This is a genomic window from Actinophytocola oryzae, from assembly GCF_004364325.1.
Taxonomy (GTDB): Bacteria; Actinomycetota; Actinomycetes; order Mycobacteriales; family Pseudonocardiaceae; genus Actinophytocola; species Actinophytocola oryzae.
Genome location: NZ_SOCP01000013.1, coordinates 41325 through 62020 on the forward strand (window position 1 = coordinate 41325; position 20696 = coordinate 62020).

At 69.1% G+C, this 20696-nt stretch carries 16 protein-coding genes; 4 read left to right on the top strand and 12 right to left on the bottom strand.

Going from position 1 to position 20696, the window contains the following annotated elements:
* Nucleotides 1–40: 40 nt before the first annotated feature.
* From mmsB to CLV71_RS30775, 10 genes are all read right to left on the bottom strand, one after another.
* Nucleotides 41–1285 (bottom strand): multiple monosaccharide ABC transporter permease, encoded by a 1245-nt coding sequence (gene mmsB, locus CLV71_RS30730; RefSeq protein WP_424923924.1) that lies wholly within the window; start codon nucleotides 1283–1285, stop codon nucleotides 41–43.
* A gap of 1 nt (nucleotide 1286) precedes the next feature.
* A complete protein-coding gene (gene mmsA, locus CLV71_RS30735) occupies nucleotides 1287–2795 on the bottom strand; it encodes a multiple monosaccharide ABC transporter ATP-binding protein (protein WP_133906547.1) in 1509 nt (502 codons plus the stop codon).
* 27 nt (nucleotides 2796–2822) lie between these two features.
* Complete coding sequence (gene chvE / locus CLV71_RS30740; protein ID WP_133906375.1) at nucleotides 2823–3938, bottom strand: multiple monosaccharide ABC transporter substrate-binding protein; 1116 nt, start codon at nucleotides 3936–3938, stop codon at nucleotides 2823–2825.
* Nucleotides 3939–3955: 17 nt separating this feature from the next.
* Nucleotides 3956–5464 carry an L-arabinose isomerase gene (gene araA, locus CLV71_RS30745; protein ID WP_133906376.1) on the bottom strand — a complete coding sequence of 503 codons (1509 nt, stop codon included), beginning with the start codon at nucleotides 5462–5464 and terminating at the stop codon, nucleotides 3956–3958.
* A 10-nt stretch (nucleotides 5465–5474) separates the two neighbouring features.
* Complete coding sequence (locus CLV71_RS30750; RefSeq protein WP_133906377.1) at nucleotides 5475–6128, bottom strand: L-ribulose-5-phosphate 4-epimerase; 654 nt, start codon at nucleotides 6126–6128, stop codon at nucleotides 5475–5477.
* On the bottom strand, nucleotides 6125–7798 hold the full coding sequence (araB, locus tag CLV71_RS30755) for a ribulokinase (protein WP_133906378.1): 1674 nt from the start codon (nucleotides 7796–7798) through the stop codon (nucleotides 6125–6127). Before araB ends, CLV71_RS30750 begins: the two co-directional genes overlap by 4 nt.
* A 124-nt stretch (nucleotides 7799–7922) precedes the next feature.
* Nucleotides 7923–8945: a LacI family DNA-binding transcriptional regulator gene (locus CLV71_RS30760; RefSeq protein ID WP_133906548.1), complete on the bottom strand. Its 1023-nt coding sequence runs from the start codon at nucleotides 8943–8945 to the stop codon at nucleotides 7923–7925.
* A gap of 84 nt (nucleotides 8946–9029) precedes the next feature.
* Nucleotides 9030–10517, bottom strand: a complete 1488-nt coding sequence (locus CLV71_RS30765; RefSeq protein ID WP_243866817.1) for a family 43 glycosylhydrolase — start codon at nucleotides 10515–10517, stop codon at nucleotides 9030–9032.
* Nucleotides 10514–13006 (bottom strand): alpha-L-arabinofuranosidase C-terminal domain-containing protein, encoded by a 2493-nt coding sequence (locus tag CLV71_RS30770; RefSeq protein ID WP_133906379.1) that lies wholly within the window; start codon nucleotides 13004–13006, stop codon nucleotides 10514–10516. Before CLV71_RS30770 ends, CLV71_RS30765 begins: the two co-directional genes overlap by 4 nt.
* Nucleotides 13007–13041: 35 nt before the next feature.
* Nucleotides 13042–14082, bottom strand: a complete 1041-nt coding sequence (locus CLV71_RS30775) for a glycoside hydrolase family 43 protein (RefSeq protein ID WP_133906380.1) — start codon at nucleotides 14080–14082, stop codon at nucleotides 13042–13044.
* Nucleotides 14083–14268: 186 nt separating this feature from the next.
* On the opposite strand from CLV71_RS30775, the gene CLV71_RS30780 reads away from it, so the two are divergent.
* The 4 genes from CLV71_RS30780 to yjfF are packed head-to-tail and all read left to right on the top strand — an operon-like array spanning nucleotide 14269 to nucleotide 18731.
* On the top strand, nucleotides 14269–15216 hold the full coding sequence (locus CLV71_RS30780; RefSeq protein ID WP_133906550.1) for an ABC transporter substrate-binding protein: 948 nt from the start codon (nucleotides 14269–14271) through the stop codon (nucleotides 15214–15216).
* 4 nt (nucleotides 15217–15220) lie between these two features.
* Nucleotides 15221–16738: a sugar ABC transporter ATP-binding protein gene (locus CLV71_RS30785; protein ID WP_133906381.1), complete on the top strand. Its 1518-nt coding sequence runs from the start codon at nucleotides 15221–15223 to the stop codon at nucleotides 16736–16738.
* Nucleotides 16735–17742, top strand: coding sequence for an ABC transporter permease (locus tag CLV71_RS30790; RefSeq protein WP_133906382.1), 1008 nt, complete (start codon nucleotides 16735–16737; stop codon nucleotides 17740–17742). Before CLV71_RS30785 ends, CLV71_RS30790 begins: the two co-directional genes overlap by 4 nt.
* Complete coding sequence (yjfF, locus tag CLV71_RS30795) at nucleotides 17739–18731, top strand: galactofuranose ABC transporter, permease protein YjfF (protein WP_133906383.1); 993 nt, start codon at nucleotides 17739–17741, stop codon at nucleotides 18729–18731. The genes CLV71_RS30790 and yjfF overlap by 4 nt, the downstream gene beginning before the upstream one ends.
* Here the strand turns inward: yjfF and CLV71_RS30800 are convergent.
* Both CLV71_RS30800 and CLV71_RS30805 read right to left on the bottom strand, forming a co-directional pair.
* Nucleotides 18661–19680 (bottom strand): branched-chain amino acid ABC transporter permease, encoded by a 1020-nt coding sequence (locus tag CLV71_RS30800; protein WP_133906384.1) that lies wholly within the window; start codon nucleotides 19678–19680, stop codon nucleotides 18661–18663. The genes yjfF and CLV71_RS30800 overlap by 71 nt on opposite strands.
* Entirely contained in the window at nucleotides 19677–20552 is an 876-nt protein-coding gene (locus CLV71_RS30805; RefSeq protein ID WP_133906385.1) for a branched-chain amino acid ABC transporter permease, read from the bottom strand. Before CLV71_RS30805 ends, CLV71_RS30800 begins: the two co-directional genes overlap by 4 nt.
* Between the last annotated feature and the right edge of the window lie 144 nt (nucleotides 20553–20696).

Here is a 20696-nt window from a genome sequence, read left to right on the forward strand (position 1 = left end):
GCTGAGCGTCAGGAAGGCGTCCTTCAGTGCGTTGGGGCCGCTACCGGACCGTGCCTGCCCGGCGCTTGGTCCACACGTCGTAGGCGACCGCCGCCAGCAGGACCAGGCCCTTGACCAGCATGACGCGTTCGCTCGGGGCGCCGATCAGGGACATGCCGTTGTTGATCACGCCCATGATGAGGCCGCCGGTGATGGCGCCGATCACCTTGCCGACGCCGCCCTGTACCGCGGCGCCGCCGATGAAGGCCGCCGCGATCGCGTCCAGCTCGAAGGACATGCCCGCGGTCGGTCCGGCCTGGTTCAGGCGGCCCGCGAAGATCACGCCCGCCAGCGCGGCGAGGACACCCATGTTCACGAACACCCAGAACGTCACCGGCTTGACCCGCACACCCGACAGGGTTGCCGCCTGCAGGTTGCCGCCCACCGCGTAGATGTGCCGGCCGAACACCGAGCGGTTCGCGGTGAGCGAGTAGCCCAGCACCAGCACGGCCAGCAGCACCAGCACCCACGGCAGGTTCCTGAACCGCGCCAGCTGCACGACCACGAACATCACGACCACCGCGGCCAGCACGATCTTGCCCGCGAACAGCGGGAACGGGTCGACCGTCTGGCCGTAGCCGAGCCGGGCCCGCCGCCTGCGCCACTGCGCCACCGCGAAGCCCGCCACCGCGAGGATGCCGACCAGCAGGGACACCACGTCGGCACCACCGAGCGGGCCGAGGCCGACGTTCCCGAGGTACCCGCTCGTGAAGCCGTTCGACAGGGTGCGGATCTCGTCCGGGAACGGGCCGATGCCCTGGTTGCCGAGCACGGTGAGCGTCAACGCCCGGAACACCAGCATGCCGCCGAGCGTCACGATGAACGCCGGAATGCCGAAGTAGGCGATCCAGTACCCCTGCGCCGCGCCGATCGCCGCGCCCGCGACCAGGGTCACCAGGACCGCCAGCCACCACGGCAGGCCCCAGTTGACGGTCAGCACCGCGCAGATCGCACCCGTCACGGCCACCACCGAGCCCACGGACAGGTCGATGTGGCCGCTGATGATCACCAGGATCATGCCGATCGCGAGGATCAGCACGTAGGAGTTCTGGACGATGACGTTCGAGATGTTGCCCGGTTCGAGCAGGTCGCCGTCGGTCAGCACGGTGAACAGCACGACGATCAACGCGAACGCGACGTAGATCCCGCTCTGCCGCAGGTTGATCCGGATCCGCCGCGGTGACTCCGGCGGTGTCGTCCGCGACGCGGGTTCGTCCACCTCGGACGTCCGCGACTCGCTCGCCAGGTCACTCACGGCCTACCTCCTGCGTCATGTACTCCATCAGGCGCTCCTGCGTCGCCTCCGCGCGCGGCACCTCGCCGGTGATCCGGCCCGCCGACAGCGCGTAGATCCGGTCGCACAGCCCGAGCAGCTCCGGCAGCTCCGACGAGATCACCAGAACCGCCTTTCCCTGCTCCGCCAGCGAGTTCACGATCGTGTAGATCTCGTACTTCGCGCCGACGTCGACGCCCCGGGTGGGCTCGTCGAGGATCAGGACGTCCGGCTCGGTGAACATCCACTTCGCCAGCACGACCTTCTGCTGGTTGCCGCCCGACAGGGTCTGGACCGGCGCCTGCACGGTCGGCGTCTTGATCCGCAGCGCCGCGCGGAACTTCTCGGCGACGCGGAACTCCTCGTTCTCGTTCACCCAGCCACGTCTGGACAGCAGCCCGAGCCCCGCGGCCGACACGTTCTGCTTCACGTCCGTCACGAGGTTGAGCCCGTACCGCTTGCGGTCCTCGCTCACGTACGCGATCCCGTTGCGGATGGCGGCGTCCACGGTCCGCACGTCGATCTCGCGGCCGTCCTTGAACACCCGGCCCGTGATGTCCACACCGTAGGAACGGCCGAACACGCTCATCGCGAGCTCCGTGCGGCCCGCGCCCATGAGGCCCGCGAGCCCCACGATCTCCCCGCGCCGCAACGAGAGGTTGGCGCGGTCTACGACGACCCGGCCCGCGATGGTGGGACTGTGGACCGTCCAGTCCTCGATGCGCAGCACCTCGTCGGAGATGTGCGGCTCCCTCGGCGGGAACCGGTGCTCCAGGTCGCGTCCCACCATCCCGGAGATGAGGCGGTCCTCGGTGACGTCGGTGGCGTCGAGCGTCTCGATCGTCCTGCCGTCACGCAGGATCGTGATGGTGTCGGCGATCTCGATGACCTCGCCGAGCTTGTGCGAGATCACCACGCACGTGATGCCGTCGTCACGCAGGCCGCGCAACAGGTCCAGCAGGTGCGCGGAGTCGTCGTCGTTGAGCGCGGCGGTCGGCTCGTCGAGGATCAGCAGTCTGACCTTCTTGGACAGTGCCTTCGCGATCTCGACGAGCTGCTGCTTGCCGACACCCAGCTCACCGGCCGGCGTCACCGGGTTCTCCCGCAACCCCACGCGGCGCAGGTGCTTGGCCGCCTCGTGGTTCACCCTGTTCCAGTCGATCATCCCGCGCTGGGTGATCTCGTTGCCGAGGAACAGGTTCTCCGCGATCGAGAGCTGGGGCACGAGCGCCAGCTCCTGGTGGATGATCACGATGCCCCGGGACTCGCTGTCCCGGATACCGGCGAACGCGCACGGCTCGCCCTCGAAGATCACCTCTCCGGAGTACGTCCCGTGCGGGTGCACCCCGGAGAGGATCTTCATGAGCGTCGACTTGCCCGCTCCGTTCTCGCCGCAGATCGCGTGGATCTCACCGCTGCGCACCGAGAACGCCACGTCCCGCAGCGCGGTCACGCCGGGGAACGACTTGGTGATGCCGTGCATCGCGAGGATCTCGTTCGACACGCGACGCTACTTCAGGTCGTCTGCTGTGTAGTAGCCGGTGCCGATCAGCTCTTTCTCGTAGTTCGACTTGTCCACGATCACGGGCTGCAGCAGGTACGCGGGCACGACCTTCTCGCCGTTGTCGTAGTCCTTGGTGTTGTTGACGTCCGGCTTCTCGCCCTTCAGCACCGAGTCGGCCATGTTGACGGCGACCTTGGCCAGCTCGCGGGTGTCCTTGTGGATCGTCGAGTACTGCTCGCCCGCGATGATCGACTTCACCGAGGCGACCTCGGCGTCCTGGCCGGTCACGATCGGGTAGGGCTGGCCGCCGGTGCCGTAGCCGCCGCTCTTGAGCGCCGACAGGATACCGATCGAGAGGCCGTCGTAGGGCGAGAGCACGCCGTCGACGTGTGCGCCGCCGTAGGTCGAGGTGAGCAGGTCCTCCATGCGCCGCTGTGCGGTCGAGGGGTCCCAGCGCAGGATCGCGATCGTCTTGAAGTCCTTCTGCCCGCTCTTGACCACGAGCGTGCCGTCGTCGATGTACTTCTGCAGCACGGACATCGAGCCGTCGAAGAAGAACGTGGCGTTGTTGTCGTCCGGCGAACCGGCGAACAGCTCGATGTTGAACGGCCCCTTCGCCGTGCCGGGCGAGCCGTCGGCGTTGAGGACCTTGAGGCCGGTCAGCAGTGAGGTGGCCTGCTGGACCCCGACCTTGAAGTTGTCGAACGAGGCGTAGTAGTCGACGTTGGGACTGTTGCGGATCAGGCGGTCGTAGGAGATGACCGGGATCTTCTCGTCCGCGGCGCGCTGCAGCTGCGAGGTGAGCGCGGTGCCGTCGATGGACGCGATGATCAGCACCCGCGCGCCCTTGGTGATCTGGTTCTCGATCTGGTTGGCCTGCGTGGGGATGTCGTTCTCCGCGTACTGGAGGTCGACCTGGTACCCCTTGGCCTCCAGGGCCTTCTTGATGTTGTCGCCGTCGTGGATCCAGCGCTCCGAGGAGCGGGTCGGCATGGTGACGCCGACGAGCGAGTCCGCACCTGCCTTCGGTGCCTGGTCGGCGGTCTTCTCTGACGAGCCGCAGGCGGTCATGGTCAGGACCAAGCCTGCGGCAAGTCCCGCCGCGAGCCGTGGAAACCTCATCGTTTCTCCTATCCTTGTCAGTGCAGGCCGCCTGCGAGGCGGTAGTAGGCCTGGTTCCAGCGCAGCCGGTCGGCGAACGCGTCGGTCGTGGTGTCGTCGTCGATCAGCACCAGCTCGGTCTCCGCCATGCGTGCGAAGTCCTTCAGCACGGCCGAACCGACCGACTGGGACAGGACGGTGTGGTGCGGACCGCCTGCCGTGAGCCAGCATTCGGCGGAGGTCTGCAGGGACGGCGAAGGCTGCCACACGGCCCGCGCGACGGGCAGGTTCGGCAGCGGCTCGTCCGGCGGCACGACCTCGATCTCGTTGGCCACCAAACGGAAGCGGTCGCCGACGTCCGCGAGGCCGACCACGACGGCCGGTCCTGGCTCGGTGTCGAACACCAGCCGCACGGGGTCCTCGCGGTCGCCGATGCCGAGCGGGTGGATCTCGCACGAGGGCGTGCCGGTGGCGATCGAGGGGCACACCTCGAGCATGTGCGCGCCGAGGATCTTCGGGGTGCCCGGTCCGAAGTGGTAGGTGTAGTCCTCCATGAACGAGGTGCCGCCCGGCGCGCCCGCGCCCATGGCCTTCACGGCGGCCAGCAGCGCGGAGGTCTTCCAGTCGCCCTCGCCGCCGAAGCCGTAGCCGTCGGCCATCAGCCGCTGCACGGCCAGACCCGGCAGCTGCCGCAACCCGCCCAGGTCCTGGAAGTTCGAGGTGAACGCGCCGAAGCCGCCCTCGGTGAGGAACCGGCGCAGCCCGGCCTCGATCCGCGCGGCGTAACGCAGCGACTCGTGCCGTTCTCCCCCGCGCGCCAGCTCCGGCGCGAGCCGGTAGGAGTCGGCGTAGGCCGCGACAAGAAGGTCGATCTCGTCGTCCGCCACGTCGACGACGAGATCGACCAGGTCATTGACACCGTAGGTGTTGACGGAGACACCGAAGCGCAGCTCCGCCTCGACCTTGTCGCCCTCGGTCACGGCGACGTCGCGCATGTTGTCGCCGAACCTCGCGAGCTTCAGCGAACGCAGGTGCGCGAAGCCCGTGGCCGCTCGGGCCCACTCGTCGATCCGCCTGGTCAGCACGGGATCGCTCGCGTGGCCTGCCACGGTCTTGCGCGGCACCCCGAGGCGGCTCTGGATGTAGCCGAACTCGCGGTCGCCGTGCGCGGCCTGGTTGAGGTTCATGAAGTCCATGTCGATGGTCGCCCACGGCAGCGTCTCGTTGAGCTGGGTGTGCAGGTGCAGCAACGGTTTGCGCAGCACGTCCAGCCCGGTGATCCACATCTTGGCCGGGGAGAACGTGTGCATCCACGCGATCACGCCGACACACGACGGGTCGCTGTTGGCCTTCAGGAGGACGTCGCGGATCGCAGGCGAGTCGGTCAGCACCGGCTGCCAGACGATCTCCGCGCTGATCGCGCCCGAGTCGGTGAGCATGCGCTGGATCTGCTGCGACTGCCCGGCCACCTGGTCCAGGGTCTCCGGACCGTAGAGGTGCTGGCTGCCGGTCAGGAACCAGACCTGTGGCTTGGCGGCAGAGGACATGAAGACTCCCTTATTGCCCGTAGACGTTCTGGTACCGGGCGTAGAGCCGGTCCACGTGTGCCTTGTCGATGACGTGCGGCGTGCCGAGCTGGTGTGCGAAGTGGACGGTGCGGGCCACGTCCTCGAGCATGACCGCCGCCTTGACCGCGGCCCGCGCGTCCTTCCCGACGGTGAACGGGCCGTGTCCCGCCATGAGCACGGCCGGGGACCTGGAGTCCCGCAACGTCTCGACGATGCCTCGGCCGATCGAGTCGTCGCCGATGAGCGCGAACGGGCCGACCGGGATGTCGCCGCCGAACTCGTCGGCGATCATGGTGAGCACGCACGGGATCGGCTCGCCGCGTGCGGCCCATGCCGTGGCGTAGGGGGAATGCGTGTGCGCGACCCCACCGACCTCGGGCATGTGCCGGTACACGTACGCGTGCGCGGCGGTGTCGGACGAGGGTGCGAGCGCGCCCTCGACGAGTTCGCCGTGCAGGTCGGTGACGACCATGGTGTCCGGGCCGAGGTCGTCGTAGGACACGCCGGAGGGCTTGATCACCATCAGGTCCTCGCCGGGCACGCGGGCCGACACGTTGCCCGCGGTCCAGCTGACGAGGTTGTACCTGGTCAGCTCCGCGTGCAGGGTGGCGACCGTGGCGCGAAGCTCCGCGAGCGTGCTCATCGGCCGGCCACCGCCGCCCTCCGCAGTGCCCTGAGCCTGTGCATGACGTCGTTGCCGCCGCGCCCGAAGTGGTCGTGCAGTGCGGCGTACTCGGCGAACAGCTGGTCGTACACGGCCGCGTTCTCCGGGATCGGTTGGTAGACCCCGGAGTTGACCGCGCCCATCGCGTAGGCCGCCGCGCGGATGTCCTCGTAGGCCCCGGCGGCGACGGCGGCGTGCATGGCCGAGCCGAGTGCCGGCCCCTGCGCGGAGCCGATGGTCGACAGCGGCAGGTTCGTGACGTCGGCGTAGATCTGCATCAGCAGCTCGTTGCGTATGAGCCCGCCCGCGACGACCAGTTCGGTGACCGGCACACCCGAGTCCGTGAAGGCGTGGACGATCATCCGGGTGCCGAACGCCGTCGCCTCCAGCAGCGCCCGGTAGACGTCCTCGGGCCTCGTGGCGAGGGTCTGGCCCAGCACGACCCCCGACAGCTCGTGGTCGACGAGCACCGAGCGGTTGCCGCTGTGCCAGTCGAGCGCGAGCAGGCCGTGCTCGCCGACGCGCTGCTTCGCGGCGAGGTCGGTGAGGTGCCCGTGCAGCGACTTCCCCGCCGCACGCGCGGCCTCGTGGTAGGAGGGCGGCACCTGGTGCTCGGTGAACCACGCGAAGATGTCGCCGACGCCGCTCTGCCCGGCCTCGTAACCCCAGAGCCCGGGCACGATGCCGCCTCGCACGACCCCGCACATGCCCGGCACTTCACGCAGCTCCGCACCGCTGAGGACGTGACAGGTGGACGTGCCCATGATCGCGACCAGCCGGCCCGGCTCGACCGCCTGTGCGGCGGGTGCCGTGACGTGCGCGTCGACGTTCCCCACCGCCACGGCGATCCCGGCGGGCAGGCCGGTCCAGTACGCGGCGAGCTTGCTCAGGTCCCCGGCGCGGTCGCCGAGCTGGCCGATCGGGTGGTCGAGCTTGTCCTTCACGAACCCGCCGAAGTCCGGGTGCAGTTCGCGCAGGAACTCCTCGGACGGGTACTCGCCGTCCTGGAGGATGCCCTTGTAGCCCGCGGTGCAGGCGTTGCGGACGTAGTTGCCGGTCAGCTGCCAGATGATCCAGTCGGCCGCCTCGACCCAGTGCGCCATCGCGTCGTAGACCTCGGGCGCCTCCTCCAGGAGCTGGAGGCCCTTGGCGAACTCCCACTCCGAGGAGATGAGGCCGCCGTAGCGGGGCAGCCACTTCTCGCCCCGGGCGGCGCCGAGCGCGTTGATCCGGTCCGCCTGGGGCTGGGCGGCGTGGTGCTTCCAGAGCTTGACGTAGGCGTGCGGGTTGTCCGCGAACTCCGGCAGCTCGCACAGCGGCGTGCCGTCCTCGGTCACCGGGATCATCGTGCAGGCGGTGAAGTCGGTGCCGATGCCGATCACGGCCGACGCGTCCACGCCCGCGTCCCTGATCGCCTCCGGCACGGCCGTGCGCAGCACGTCGAGGTAGTCCCTCGGCACCTGCAGCGCCCAGTCCGGGGGCAGTGACCGGTCGCTCCCCGGCAGCGACCGGTCGACGACCCCGTGGCCGAACTCGTGCACCGCGCTGCCCAGCTCCGCGCCGTCACGCACCCGCACGACCACCGCGCGCCCGGACAGCGTGCCGAAGTCGACGCCCACCACCAGCGCGTCCCCGCGATCGTTGGCCATGCGAGGAGTGTTATCGCTAACAACTACCCCGTCAAGGGTTGGGTGCGTTTGCTGTCGAGATCGTTAGTGAACGTGCACAAAGGACGGTGAACAGGACATACGCGACTCCCGGCGCGCACCGGAACTATCGGCGTCGGACCGGTGGGGTGACGCTCGCCCGCTCCACGAGCATCGGGGCGATCGTGCGGTGGGTCTCCCCCACCTCGCCGTCGGTCACCTGGGCCAGCAGCAGGTTGAGCGTCTCGCGGGCTACGCCGTCGAAGTCGGGCCGCACGGTCGTGAGCGGCGGGATGAAGTAGGCGGCCTCCGGCACGTCGTCGAACCCGACCACGCTCACCTCGTCGGGCACGCGCCGGTTCCGCTCGTACATGGCACGCAGGATGCCGAGCGCCAGGTGGTCGTTCGCCGCGAAGATGGCCGTGCACTCGGGCATCCGTGCCAGCATCTGGCCCGCCTTGTAGCCGGACTCCGCGCTCCAGTCGGCCGCCACGAGCGGCGGCTCCTCCACGCCGGCGTCGTCGAGCGCCCTGCGCCAGCCCCGGACACGGCCCGCGCTGTCGTACCAGTCCGAGGGGCCCGACACGTGCCACACCGTCTCGTGCCCGGCGTCGAGCAGGTGCCTGGTCGCGAGGTACGCGCCGCGGAACTGGTCCACGGTCACCAGCGGGGACTCCCGCTCCGGGTCGCCGTCGACGGTCACCAGCGGCACGCCGGCGGGCACCTCGGCGAGCGCCTCGTTGGCGGAGGCGGTCGGCGCGATCGCCACGATGCCCGCGACCCGCGCGTCCCGGTGGTGCTCGACGGCGGCCGAGATCGACTCGCGGTCCAGCACCTTCACCCGCCGCAGGCTCACCGAGAAGCCGGCCTCCGCCGCGGCCGACTCGAACGCGCCGAGCAGTGACGAGGGCCCGAACAGCGACGAGTTCTGCGCGATGACACCGATCAGCTGCGACTTGCCGGTCACGAGTGCCCGCGCCGCCTTGTTCGGCCGGTAACCCAGCTGGGCGATGGCCGCCCGTACCCGCAACCGCGTCTGCTCCCGCACGTTCGGATGCCCGTTCAACACGCGTGACACGGTCTGATGGGACACCCCTGCCAGCCGGGCGACGTCCGTCATCGCGGGATCCCGCGTGACCTTGCTCCCCATCACCGGGCTGTCCACTCGGAACCTTCTTCCTCGGTCACTCCCGTCCAGCCCACCCTGGACGTCCGTCTTACCAGTGTCGCACCATCACCCGAGTCGGAAGGTGGAACGTTCACGTTCGGCGCGTCCCCTGCCCGGCCGGGCGATGACAAGCCGTCCGTTGTCGTGCGAGATGTACGCTCCGGAGTCGTCCAGCGACCGCAACGACACGGCCGAGCGTTCCGCAAGCCCGGGAACCCGGACAAAGCTCGCGGCGCGACCGTAGTCGTCGGTCTCGGTGAACGGCTCGATCCGCAGCACGCCCTCCCCGGCGCACACGTAGTGGTTCGGGAAGCTCGCCGACTGCACCGACACCGTGCCCGCGCCCAGATGCCCCGGCGTGAAGCGGAACCAGGAGTCGGCCACCTCGCGGACGTTGCCCTCGACCCGCAGCCGGAACTCCGCGTGCCGCACCACGAGGTCCGGCGCGTCCAGAGGGGACAGCCGCACGATCACGCCGCCCTTGCCGACCGGGACGCCGAACGACGGCGTGCCGTCCTCGTTCCAGTACAGCTTCTGCACGCGGGTGTGCCGGTTCGGGTCGAACAGCGGGTCGCCGTTGATGTCGCGGTAGTCGCGGGCGTGGTAGACGAGCACGTCGGTCGTGCCGTCCTCGGCGACGGTGAAGGAGTTGTGGCCGGGGCCGAACTGGCGGGTCTCGGTGTTGGTGGTGAACACCGGGTTCGCCACCTTGGTCCACGACCTGGCGTCGAGGAGGTTGGCGTTCTCGTCGGCGTAGAGCAGGCCCATGCAGTAGCGGGCGTCGGTGGCGCTCGCGGAGAACGTCACGAACACGCGACCGCCCCGGACGAGCACCGCCGGTCCCTCGTTGACGCGGAAGCCCTGGGTCTCCCAGGACAGCGTCGGCACGGCGATCCGCACGACCGGTGTCACGAGCTCGAGCGGGGACACCATCTCCGCGATGTAGAGGTTGCTGTTGGTGGCGATGCCCGGCTCGCTCTGCGCCCACACGAAGTACTGCCTGCCCCGGTGGGCGAACGTGGTGGCGTCGAGGGTGAACGAATCCCAGCCGGTGACCATCCGCTTGGGCGGCAGCCAGCCGGTGGACCTCGGGTCGTCGTTGATCGACTCCAGCACGTAGGTGCGGATGCGGAACGGGTCGTCGGAGTCGCCTGCCGCGAAGTAGACGTACCAGCGGTCGCCCACGCGGTGCAGCTCCGGCGCCCAGATGTAGCCGCCCATCGAGCCGGACGCCGGGCGGCGCCAGATGGTGCGCTCGCGGGCCGTCGCGAGGCCCTCGAGCGTGGTCGCGCCGCGGATCACGACGCGGTCGTACTCCGGCACCGACCCCGTCAGGTAGTACATGCCGTTGACGGGTCTGGTGATGAACGGGTCGGCCCGCTGCTCTACGAGCGGGTTGACGGTGGTGAGGGCGACGGGGCCGGTCCGTGGTCCGGCAGCCGCGTGCTTTCCCCTGGTCACCGCGGATGCGTTGCCTGTTGTGGTCATGGGTATCACGCTCGCCGTGGCCACGAGACCGCCGGCACGGAACAGGGTCCTGCGGTCGAGGCTCACGAGCTGCTCCTGGTCTTCACTCGGATGAAGGTCACTGAGTACGGCGGGAACGTATAGGTGAACGTCGTGGCAACGTTCACGCTGGACTCCCGTGGTGCGATCGGTGTTGTGTACTGGGTGTTCACGTCGTTCGGATCGCCTTGCAGGGTAGTGACCTTCGCGCTCCGGTCAACGGCTCCCGCGCCGTCGAGGTTCACCGTCGTGCGTGCGGAGTCGGCCTGGGCGTTCACGACCTTGACGACCAGCTCGCCGGTGCGCGTGTCGCGGGTGACGACCTGGCGGAACGGCTCGACCTTCTGGGTGTCGGTGAACTCGCCCCACTTCTGCCCGTCCAGGAACAGGGTGACGGTGCGGCCCCGGATCCGGACCCTGAGGTCGTACTGGCGGCCGGTCTCCACGGCGGTGCCGTCGGCGACGAGCGTGGACTTGCCGCCGCCCTCGGCCTTCTCGACCGCGGACTGCGTGTTGTTCCACCCGCCGAGGTTCCACCAGTAGTAGTTGCCGGAGTCCTTGACGCCGAACCCGAGGAGGAAGCCCTCGCGGCCGGACAGCTTGGTGGCCTTGACGCCGAGGTCGTAGTCCTGCCACGCGGTGTCGCCCGCCATGACCATGGTGTTCTCGGCGGCGGTGTCGGACTGGACGTACGCGCCGCCCGTGACCGCCCACGAGCCGCGGCCGGCGATGTTGGTCCAGTCGGCGTCGGTGCCGGAGAAGTCGTCGGCGAACAGCTCTGTGCCATCCGGTGTGGACACGCGCACGTCGTCGTAGGCGGCCGCGGTGCCCCAGGTGGACAGCCCGACCGCGCCGGAGATGGGCCGGTCCTCCTGCGACGGCGTGCCGGTCGCAGTGCTGGGCACCACGTGGTCGCCGACGTTGTTCATGAACAGCCGCTGCACCTCGTAGCTCGCCGAGCCCCACGACGCGCGGTTGTTGAACCAGATCAGGTCCGGCCGCCACTGGACGTAGTCCTCGTTGGACAGCAGGGGCGCGTAGGAGGCGAGGCGCACGACGTCGGCGTTGCGTTCGAGGCCGGTCAGGTAGGCGGCCTCGGTCAGCGCGTTGTAGAACCGGTTGTCCTGCGAGGCGTACTCGCCGAGGAACACCTTGGGGCCCGCGCGGTCGTAGGAGTCGTAGCGCTCGTTGTTCTGCAGGAACCAGGTCGGGCTGTTGTAGTAGTGCTCGTCGACCAGGTCCACGCCCGCGTCGGTGTTGAGCTGCCAGAGCCGGTCGAAGGTGGCGCCGGAGTCGTCCGGGCCCGCGTTGCCGACCACGGTCACCTCCGGGTACCTGGCCTCGATCGCCGCGCGGAACCGCACGAAGCGCTCGAAGTAGGCGTCCGGCAGGTTCTCCTCGTTGCCGACGGCGAGGTGGGTGAGCCCGAACGGCTCGGGGTGACCCATCTCGGCGCGCTTGCGGCCCCAGGTGGAGTCTGCGGGGCCGTTGGCGAACTCGATCAGGTCGAGTGTGTCCTGGACGTGCCGCTGGAGCAGCGCCGGGTCGTCGGTCGCCCGGTTCTGCCCGCAGCCGGTGACGAGGGCGGGCACGACCGGGAGCGCCATGGCGCCGATGTCCTCGGCGAACTGGAAGTACTCGTAGTAGCCGATGCCGTAGGACTGGTTGTAGCCCCAGAAGTTGGCGTTGGTGCTGCGCTGTTCGACCGGGCCGATGGTGTCCTTCCACTGGTAGGACCGCCTTCGTTCCCAGTTGGGGGCGTCGTAGCCGTAGTGGCTGCCGGTGTTGACGAGGCAGCCGCCGGGGAAGCGCACGAACTCCGGGTGCAGCGCGGCGATCTTCTCGGCGAGGTCGCGCCGCATGCCGTTCGGCCGGTTCCTGTACGTGTCCTTCGGGAAGAGCGAGACCATGTCGAGTGCGAGCGTGCCCACCCCGCCGCCCTCGACAAGCAGCCGTCCGGTGATGGCGGCGGTCTGCGCGGTGAAGGTGCCGGTGTAGCGGGTCCAGGCCGCGCCTCTGACGGTCGCCCTGACCGGCGCGGCCAGCTGCGTGCCCGCGGGGTCGGTGAGCGTGGCGGTCAGCGGGGTGGTCGCCCGGTCCGTGCGCGCCCAGACGGAGAAGTCGTACTTCCTGCCCTTCTCGACGACGATCCCGGAGTTGTAGCCGGCGTTGATGATCCCGCCGGGCAGCGGCAGCCGCAGGTAGCGGCGGTTGTGCGCGTTCAGCCTGCCGTCGTCGTCGACGACCTGCGGGTTGCCCGCCCTCGGCGCCCAGCCGGTGAGCGGGGTGTAGGCGGCGTTGTCGGCGGTGTCGTACTCGAAGGAGCGGTTCTGCACCAGCTCCGCGTAGAGGCCGCCGTCGGCCGCGCGGTTGATGTCCTCGAAGAAGACGCCGTACATGGTGTCGGCGATGTCGGCACCGTGCGCGTTCACATCCACGGTGACGGTGTAGTCCTGCACGGCCGCCTGTCCTGCCTGCGGCGCGACGAGGAGTGCGCCCCCGACGAGAACCGCCACGGACACACGGGATCGGGACATGGGTGACTCCTGGATAGCAGGGGATGTACCGGTTTTCAGGAGTAGGCGGCGCGCACCCTGGCCAGCTCGGCCGAGGTGACCGGCAGGACAGTGCCGTGCCGGGGGCTGCTCGGCAGCGTGTAGCCGCTGACCGGGCTCCACTGGCCCGCCGCGAGGTTCGTGCTCTGGAACGGCACGTAGCCGCGCCCACCGAACTCGTCGATGAACAGGTACCACCTGTTCTCGGTGTTGGACCTGAACGCGGTCGGCCCCTCGCCCTGGCTGATCGCGCCGGAGCCGACGCAGTCCTTCACGAGGTCGTAGGTGGTGTCGCGCAGCTGCGTGGACCGCTGCTCGGTGATGAACTTGCCGCACGGCGCGCCGGGACCGGCACTGCGCTCGTCCTTGGTGAACCGGTAGTACCAGCCGCCGTCCTCGAGCACCGTCGAGTCGATCACCGAGTAGCCGGGGTCGACCCAGACGCGGGCGGCGGAGAAGGTGCGGAAGTCGGTGGTCGTGGCGTAGAGCATGCGGTTGTAGGTGCTGCCGGTGTGGTTGGGGTCGTTCGCGGCGTAGAGCTTCGAGGCCCAGAACACGACGTAGGCGTTGATCGTGCGGTCCCAGTACGCCTCGGGTGCCCAGGTGTTGCCCGCGGTGTCGGGCGAGACCCGCACGTGGCGTTGCGCCGACCAGGTCACCAGGTCGGTGGACTCCCAGACCTCGATGTACTTGCTGCCGTGGCGTTGCGCGGCGTCCCAGTCGCCGTTGCCATAGATGCGCAGGTCCGTGGCGAGCAGGTAGAAGCGGTCGCCCCGGGGTGAGCGGATGACGAACGGGTCGCGGACTCCCCTGTCCCCCAGGGAGGACGTGAGGACCGGGCGGCGCCCGTTCAGCTCGTCCCAGTGCAGTGGGTCGTTGCCACGGCTCGCGGCGAGGTAGACCTGTTCGCCGTTGGCCGTGCCCTCGCCGGTGAAGTAGAGGAACAGGTACCCGCCGTAGGCAGGTCCCGCGGACGCGGACGGTGCGAGGAACGCGGCGAGCGCCACCAGCACGAGCGGGAGGAGGGCGGTCCTGCGGCGAACGAGAGGTGCCCGCATGTGGGTCCTCCGAGGGTCGGCTGCGACTCGCAAAGTGAGCGTTAACATAGGACGATCCCATCGCAGTGTCAACCGAGGACACGGTGTAATCACGGGGGTTGACGCACGCACTGTGAACGTTCACTCTAGTGGCCCAGTGACATCGGTCACGCACGGTCCAACGGAGGAATCGCAGTGCGTAAGACGATGACGACCGCTCTCACCGCGGTCCTGTTGACGGCGTTGACCGCGTGCGGCAGCGGCGGGGGCAACGCAGCGGACGACGGCAAGATCACGATGGGCTTCGCGCAGGTCGGGGCCGAGAGTGGCTGGCGGACGGCGAACACCAAGTCGGTCCAGGAGTCGGCCAAGTCGGCCGGGATCGAGCTGAAGTTCTCCGACGCGCAGCAGAAGCAGGAGAACCAGATCAAGGCGATCCGGTCCTACATCCAGCAGAAGGTGGACGTGATCGCCTTCAGCCCGGTCGTGGAGACCGGTTGGGACACGGTGTTGTTGGAGGCCAAGCGCGCGAAGATCCCGGTGATCCTCACCGACCGCGCCATCGACTCCGACGACACCTCGCTGTACGAGACGTTCCTGGGCTCGGACTTCATCGACGAGGGCAAGAAGGCCGCCCAGTGGCTGGTGGAGAACAGCAGCGGCCCGACGAACGTGGTCGAGCTGCAGGGCACCACGGGTGCCGCGCCCGCGATCGACCGCAAGGAGGGCTTCGAGGACGTCATCAGGTCGAAGCCGGACATCAGGATCGTCGCGTCGCAGACCGGTGACTTCACGCGGTCCGGCGGCAAGCAGGTGATGGAGGCGTTCCTCAAGTCCCAGCCGGACATCGACGTCGTGTACGCGCACAACGACGACATGGGGCTCGGCGCCATCGAGGCGATCAAGGCGGCGGGCAAGAAGCCCGGCGTGGACATCAAGATCATCACGGTGGACGCGGTGAAGGACGGTATGACCGCGCTCGCGGGCGGCGAGATCAACTTCATCGTCGAGTGCAACCCGCTGCTCGGACCACAGCTGATGGACCTCGCGAAGAAGGTCGTCGACGGCGAGGAGGTGCCGGAGCGGGTGGTGACCGAGGAGACGACGTTCACCCAGGACCAGGCCAAGACGGCACTGCCGGACCGGAAGTACTGATCAGGTGGCCGAGTCCTCCCCCGTAGTCGACATCCAGGGCATCACCGTCACGTTTCCCGGCGTGAAGGCGTTGCAGGACGTGGACTTCAGGATGTTCCCCGGTGAGGTCCACGCGTTGCTCGGCGAGAACGGTGCCGGCAAGTCGACGCTCATCAAGGCCCTCACCGGGGTGCACACCCCCGACGCCGGCGAGATCCGTCTCGCCGGCGTCCCGGTGTCGTTCAGCAGTCCCGCGCGGGCGCAGGACGCCGGCATCAGCACCGTGTACCAGGAAGTCAACCTGTGCGCGAACCTGTCGGTGGCGGAGAACATCCTGCTGGGCCGCGAGCCCCGCCGGTTCGGCTCGATCGACGGGCGGGCGATGCGGACGCGGGCCGCGGAGCTGCTGTCCCGCATCGGTCTGCACATCGACCCGGCGTCCACGCTCGGGAGCCATCCGATCGCGGTGCAGCAGCTGGTGGCCATCGCCCGCGCGGTCGCGGTCGACGCACGCGTCCTGATCCTCGACGAGCCGACGTCCAGCCTGGACGCCGGTGAGGTCGCCGAGCTGTTCCGGATCATGCGGGTGCTGCGGGAGTCCGGGGTCGCGATCCTGTTCGTGTCCCACTTCCTCGACCAGGTCCACGAGATCGCCGACCGGCTCACGGTGCTGCGCAACGGTTCCGTGGTCGGCGAGTATCCCACGACGGTCAGCCGCCTCGAGCTGGTGCGCGCGATGATCGGGCGGGATCTCGGGGTGCTCGACGAGGTCGAACGGCGGGCCGAGCGACGCGTGCCGTCCGAGACTCCCCTGCTGCGCGCGGAGAACCTGGGTCGCACGGGTGCGATCGCCCCGTTCGACCTGGAGCTGCACCCGGGCGAGGTGGTCGGGGTGGCGGGCCTGCTCGGCTCGGGCCGCACCGAGCTGGCGCGCCTGCTGTTCGGCGCGGACCACGCCGACTCCGGCCGGGTGCTGCTGGACGGCAGGCCGCTGCGACTGCGGAACCCGCGGGCCGCCATCGCGAAGGGGATCGCGTTCACCTCCGAGGACCGCAAGGCGGAGGGGCTCGTCGCGGACCTGACCGTGCGGGACAACCTCATCCTCGCCATGCAGGCCGCGCGGGGGTGGGCCCGCCAGGTCCCGCGCCGCACGGCGGACGAGCTGGTGTCGAAGTACGTGTCCGCTCTGGACATCCGACCGTCCGATCCGGACGCGGTGGTCGCGACCCTGTCCGGAGGTAATCAGCAGAAGGTGTTGCTGGCACGGTGGTTGATCACGCAGCCGCGCCTGCTGATCCTGGACGAGCCGACGCGCGGCATCGACGTCGGTGCCAAGGCGCAGATCCAGAAGGTGGTCACCGACCTCGCGGCCGAGGGGATGTCGGTGGTGTACATCTCAGCGGAACTGGAGGAGGTCATGCGTGTGTCCGACCGGGTGGTCGTGCTGCGTGACCGCCGCAAGATCGGCGAGCTGGGCGGCGACGCGGGCGTGGACGACGTGCTGGCGTTGATCGCGGGCGAGGCGGAGAAGGTACCAACGTGAGACGTCTACTGTGGCCGCTGTTGGCCTTCGTGGCCCTGTTGTTGCTGAACCTGGTGTTCACACCGTCGTTCTTCTCGTTGCGGCTGCTCGACGGGCACCTGTTCGGCAGTCTGGTCGACATCCTGCGCAACGGCGCGCCGACGCTGTTGGTGGCACTGGGCATGACGCTGGTGATCGCGACACGCGGCATCGACCTGTCGGTCGGCGCGGTGGCGGCCATCGCGGGAGCCGTGGCGTGCACGTACATAGCGTCGGGCAGCGACGCGTTCACGGCGATGGCGACGGCACTCGGCCTGTGCCTGGTTCTGGGACTGTGGAACGGTTTCCTGGTCTCGGTGCTGGGCATCCAGCCGATCATCGCGACGCTGGTGCTGATGACCGCGGGCCGGGGCGTGGCGATGCTGATCACCAAGGGCCAGATCATCACCGTCAACAACGACACCTTCGGCGCGGTGAGCGGCGGTTTCGTGGTGCTGCCGATCGCGATCCTGATCAGCCTGGTGGTGCTGGCCGCGGTCGCGCTGCTGACCCGCCGTACCGCGCTGGGCATGCTGATCGAGGCGGTGGGGGTGAACCCGGAGGCGAGCCGACTCGCGGGCGTCCGGTCACGCACGATCATCTGGCTGGTGTACGTGTTCTGCGCGCTGTGCGCGGGCGTCGCCGGCCTGATGATGGCGTCGAACGTGCACGCGGCGGACGCCAACAACGCCGGGCTGTGGATCGAGATGGACGCGATCCTGGCGGTGGTCATCGGCGGCACGTCCCTCGCGGGCGGCCGTTACTCGCTGACCGGCACGCTGATCGGCGCCCTGGTGATCCAGACCCTGACGACGACCGTCTACACGATCGGCGTGCCACCGGAGACCACGCTGGTGTTCAAGGCGGCCGTGGTCATCGTGGTGTGTCTGCTGCAGGCGCCCCGCCTCACGGGTGCGCTGCGCCGCCCGGTCGGCCCGACGGCCCCACCGGTGGCGGCAGTGCCGCAGGAAGCGGGTGCCCGGTGAACCTCCTCGCCAGGACTCCGTCGCGGTTCCTTCCCGTGATCGCGACGTTCGTCGTGTTCGTGCTGACGTTCGGGGCCGGGGCCATCCGCTACGACGGGTTCGGCACACCGCAGATCTTCGCGAACCTGTTCATCGACAACTCGTTCCTCATCGTCGTCGCGGTCGGCATGACGTTCGTGATCCTCACCGGCGGCATCGACCTGTCCGTGGGGTCCGTGGTCGCGCTGTCGACGATGATCGCGGCCGCGACGCTCCGCGCCGGGTGGCCGGCCTGGCTCGCGATGGTCGCCGTGCTCGCCACCGGTGCCCTGCTGGGCCTGGGTATGGGCACGATGATCCACCGGTTCGGCGTGCAGCCCTTCATCGCCACGCTGGCGGGCATGTTCCTGGCCCGCGGGCTGTGCTTCGTGATCAGCGTGGAGTCGGTGTCCATCAAGGAGAACACCTTCCGCGACATCGCGATCGCCACCGTCGAGCTGGGCGAGGTGACGATCACCTACAGCGTGCTGATCGCGGTCGCCGTCGTGGTCGTCGCCGCGTACGTCCTGCACCTGACCCGGTTCGGGCGCACCGTGTACGCCATCGGCGGCAGCGAGACCTCGGCCACGCTGATGGGGCTGCGCACGGGCCGGGTCAAGGTCGGCGTGTACGTGATCAGCGGGCTGTGCTCGTCGCTGGGCGGCCTGCTGTTCTCGTTCTACATGCTCTCCGGCTACAGCCTGCATGCCGTCGGCATGGAGCTGGACGCGATCGCGGCCGTGGTCGTCGGCGGGACGCTCCTGGCGGGCGGCCTGGGTTACGTGCTCGGCTCGGTGGTCGGGGTCCTGGTGCTGGGGACGGTGCAGACGCTGATCTCCTTCGACGGCTCGCTCAGCCCGTGGTGGACGAAGATCGTGATCGGTGTGCTGCTGCTCGTGTTCATCGCGCTCCAGCAGCTGATCGTGCGTCGTCGTCCGCCTCGTCGGCCACCGGCCCCGGCGCTTCCCTGACACGGCGCCGGAGCAGCCGCCGTGCGGTGCCCCAGATACCGCGACGGAACACCAGCACGGTCACCACGAAGATCACGCCGGTGACCACACCGACCGCGTCGATCCCGGCCGTGGCGAGGTAGTCCTCGAGCACGACGATGATCCCCGCGCCGACGACCGGACCCCACAGCGTGCCCATGCCACCGAGGATGTTCATCACGACGACCTTGCCGGAGGTCGTCCAGTACACCTCCTGCAGCGAAGCGAACCCGTGCCCGACGGCGTAGACGCCCCCCGCGATGCCCGCGAGGAAGGCGGAGATCACGAACACCTGCACCTTGTACCGGTCGACGGGATACCCCAGCGCGCGTGCGCGGGCCGGGTTCTCCCGGATCGCCACCATGACCCGCCCGAACGGCGAGTGCACGACACGCCAGGCACCCAACAGCCCGAGGAGGACCAGCGGAATTGCCGCGTAGTAGAAGTAGAACGAGTCCGAGAGGTCCATCCCGAACGCCTCACGCGGAATGCCCTGCAGCCCGTTCTCGCCACCGGTCACGACCCGCCACTGGTTCGCGACGAAGTACACGAGCTGGGCGAACGCCAACGTCACCATGGCGAAGTAGATGCCGGTGCGCCGGACGGAAAGCAGGGCGATCGGCACCGCGATGACGGCCGCCAGCACGGCGCCCCCGAGCACGGCGACGTAGAACGGCACACCGGTGTCGATGGCGATGACACCGGTGGTGTAGGCCGAGGTCCCCCAGAAGGCGGCGTGGCCGAAGGAGAGCAGTCCGGTGTACCCGAGCAGCAGGTCGAGCGCGACCGCGAACAGGGCCCAGGCGGCGATATCCAGGGCGACGGGCGGGTAGACCCACCAGGGCAGCCCGAACGCGACCCCCAGCCCGACGACCAACAGCGAGAGCCGGGCCAACGGCGACCGGCCGTCGAGCAACCTGGAGATGATCACGTGCGCACGCCCTCCTCGCGCCCGAACAACCCCGCGGGCCGCAGCAGCAGCACCAACGCCATGAGCACGAACACCAGGCTCTGGGAGAAGGCGGGCAGGTAGACGCTCCCAACGGCCCCGAGCATCCCGACGACGTAGCCGGCGACGACCGACCCGAACACCGACCCGAGCCCGCCGATCACGACAACGGCGAAGATCACGATGATCAGGTCGGCGCCCATCCCGGAGTTCACCGCACGCATCGGCGCGGCGAGCACCCCGGCGAGCCCGGCGAGCGCGATGCCGAACCCGAACACGGGCGTGACCCACCGCCGGACGTCGATGCCGAGCGCCTGCGTCAGCTCCGGCCGCTCGGTGGCGGCACGCACGATCATCCCGACGCGGGTCCGCGCCAGCACCAACCACACGAGCACGGACACCACGACCGAGAACGCGAACACGAACACCTGGTAGGTGGGGTAGTCGAACAACCCGAGGTTCACCGTGCCGTCGAGCAGCGCCGGCCTCGAGTAGGGCTGGGAGGCCACGCCGTACTTCAGGCGCACCACGTCCTGGAGGATCAACGCGACGCCGAACGTGAGCAGGAAGTTGTACAGCGGGTCGAGCCGGACGAGCCGTGCGACGAGCAGCCGCTCGAACGCCATCCCGACGACGCCGAGCACGACCGGCACCACCACGAGCGCGAGCCACCACGACAGCCCGACCGTGTCCAGGAGCACGAAGGCCCCGACCGCGCCGAGCATGTAGAACGCGCCGTGGGCGAAGTTGACCACGCCGAGCATGCCGAAGATCACCGAGAGGCCGAGCGCCAGCAGGGCGTAGAAGCTGCCGCTCACCAACCCGTTGAACAGCTGCTGCACAAGTTCGTTCACGACGCCCCCTCGCCCGCCCCGCCCGACGCTGTCCACATGGCAACGAGCGAACCGGCCGTCCTGCTCCCCGGACGCGTACGAAACCCGTGCGAAAGTCCCACTCGTGCGTGCAGAGGCAGGTGAGCTGCCGTTCTTGGATATCCT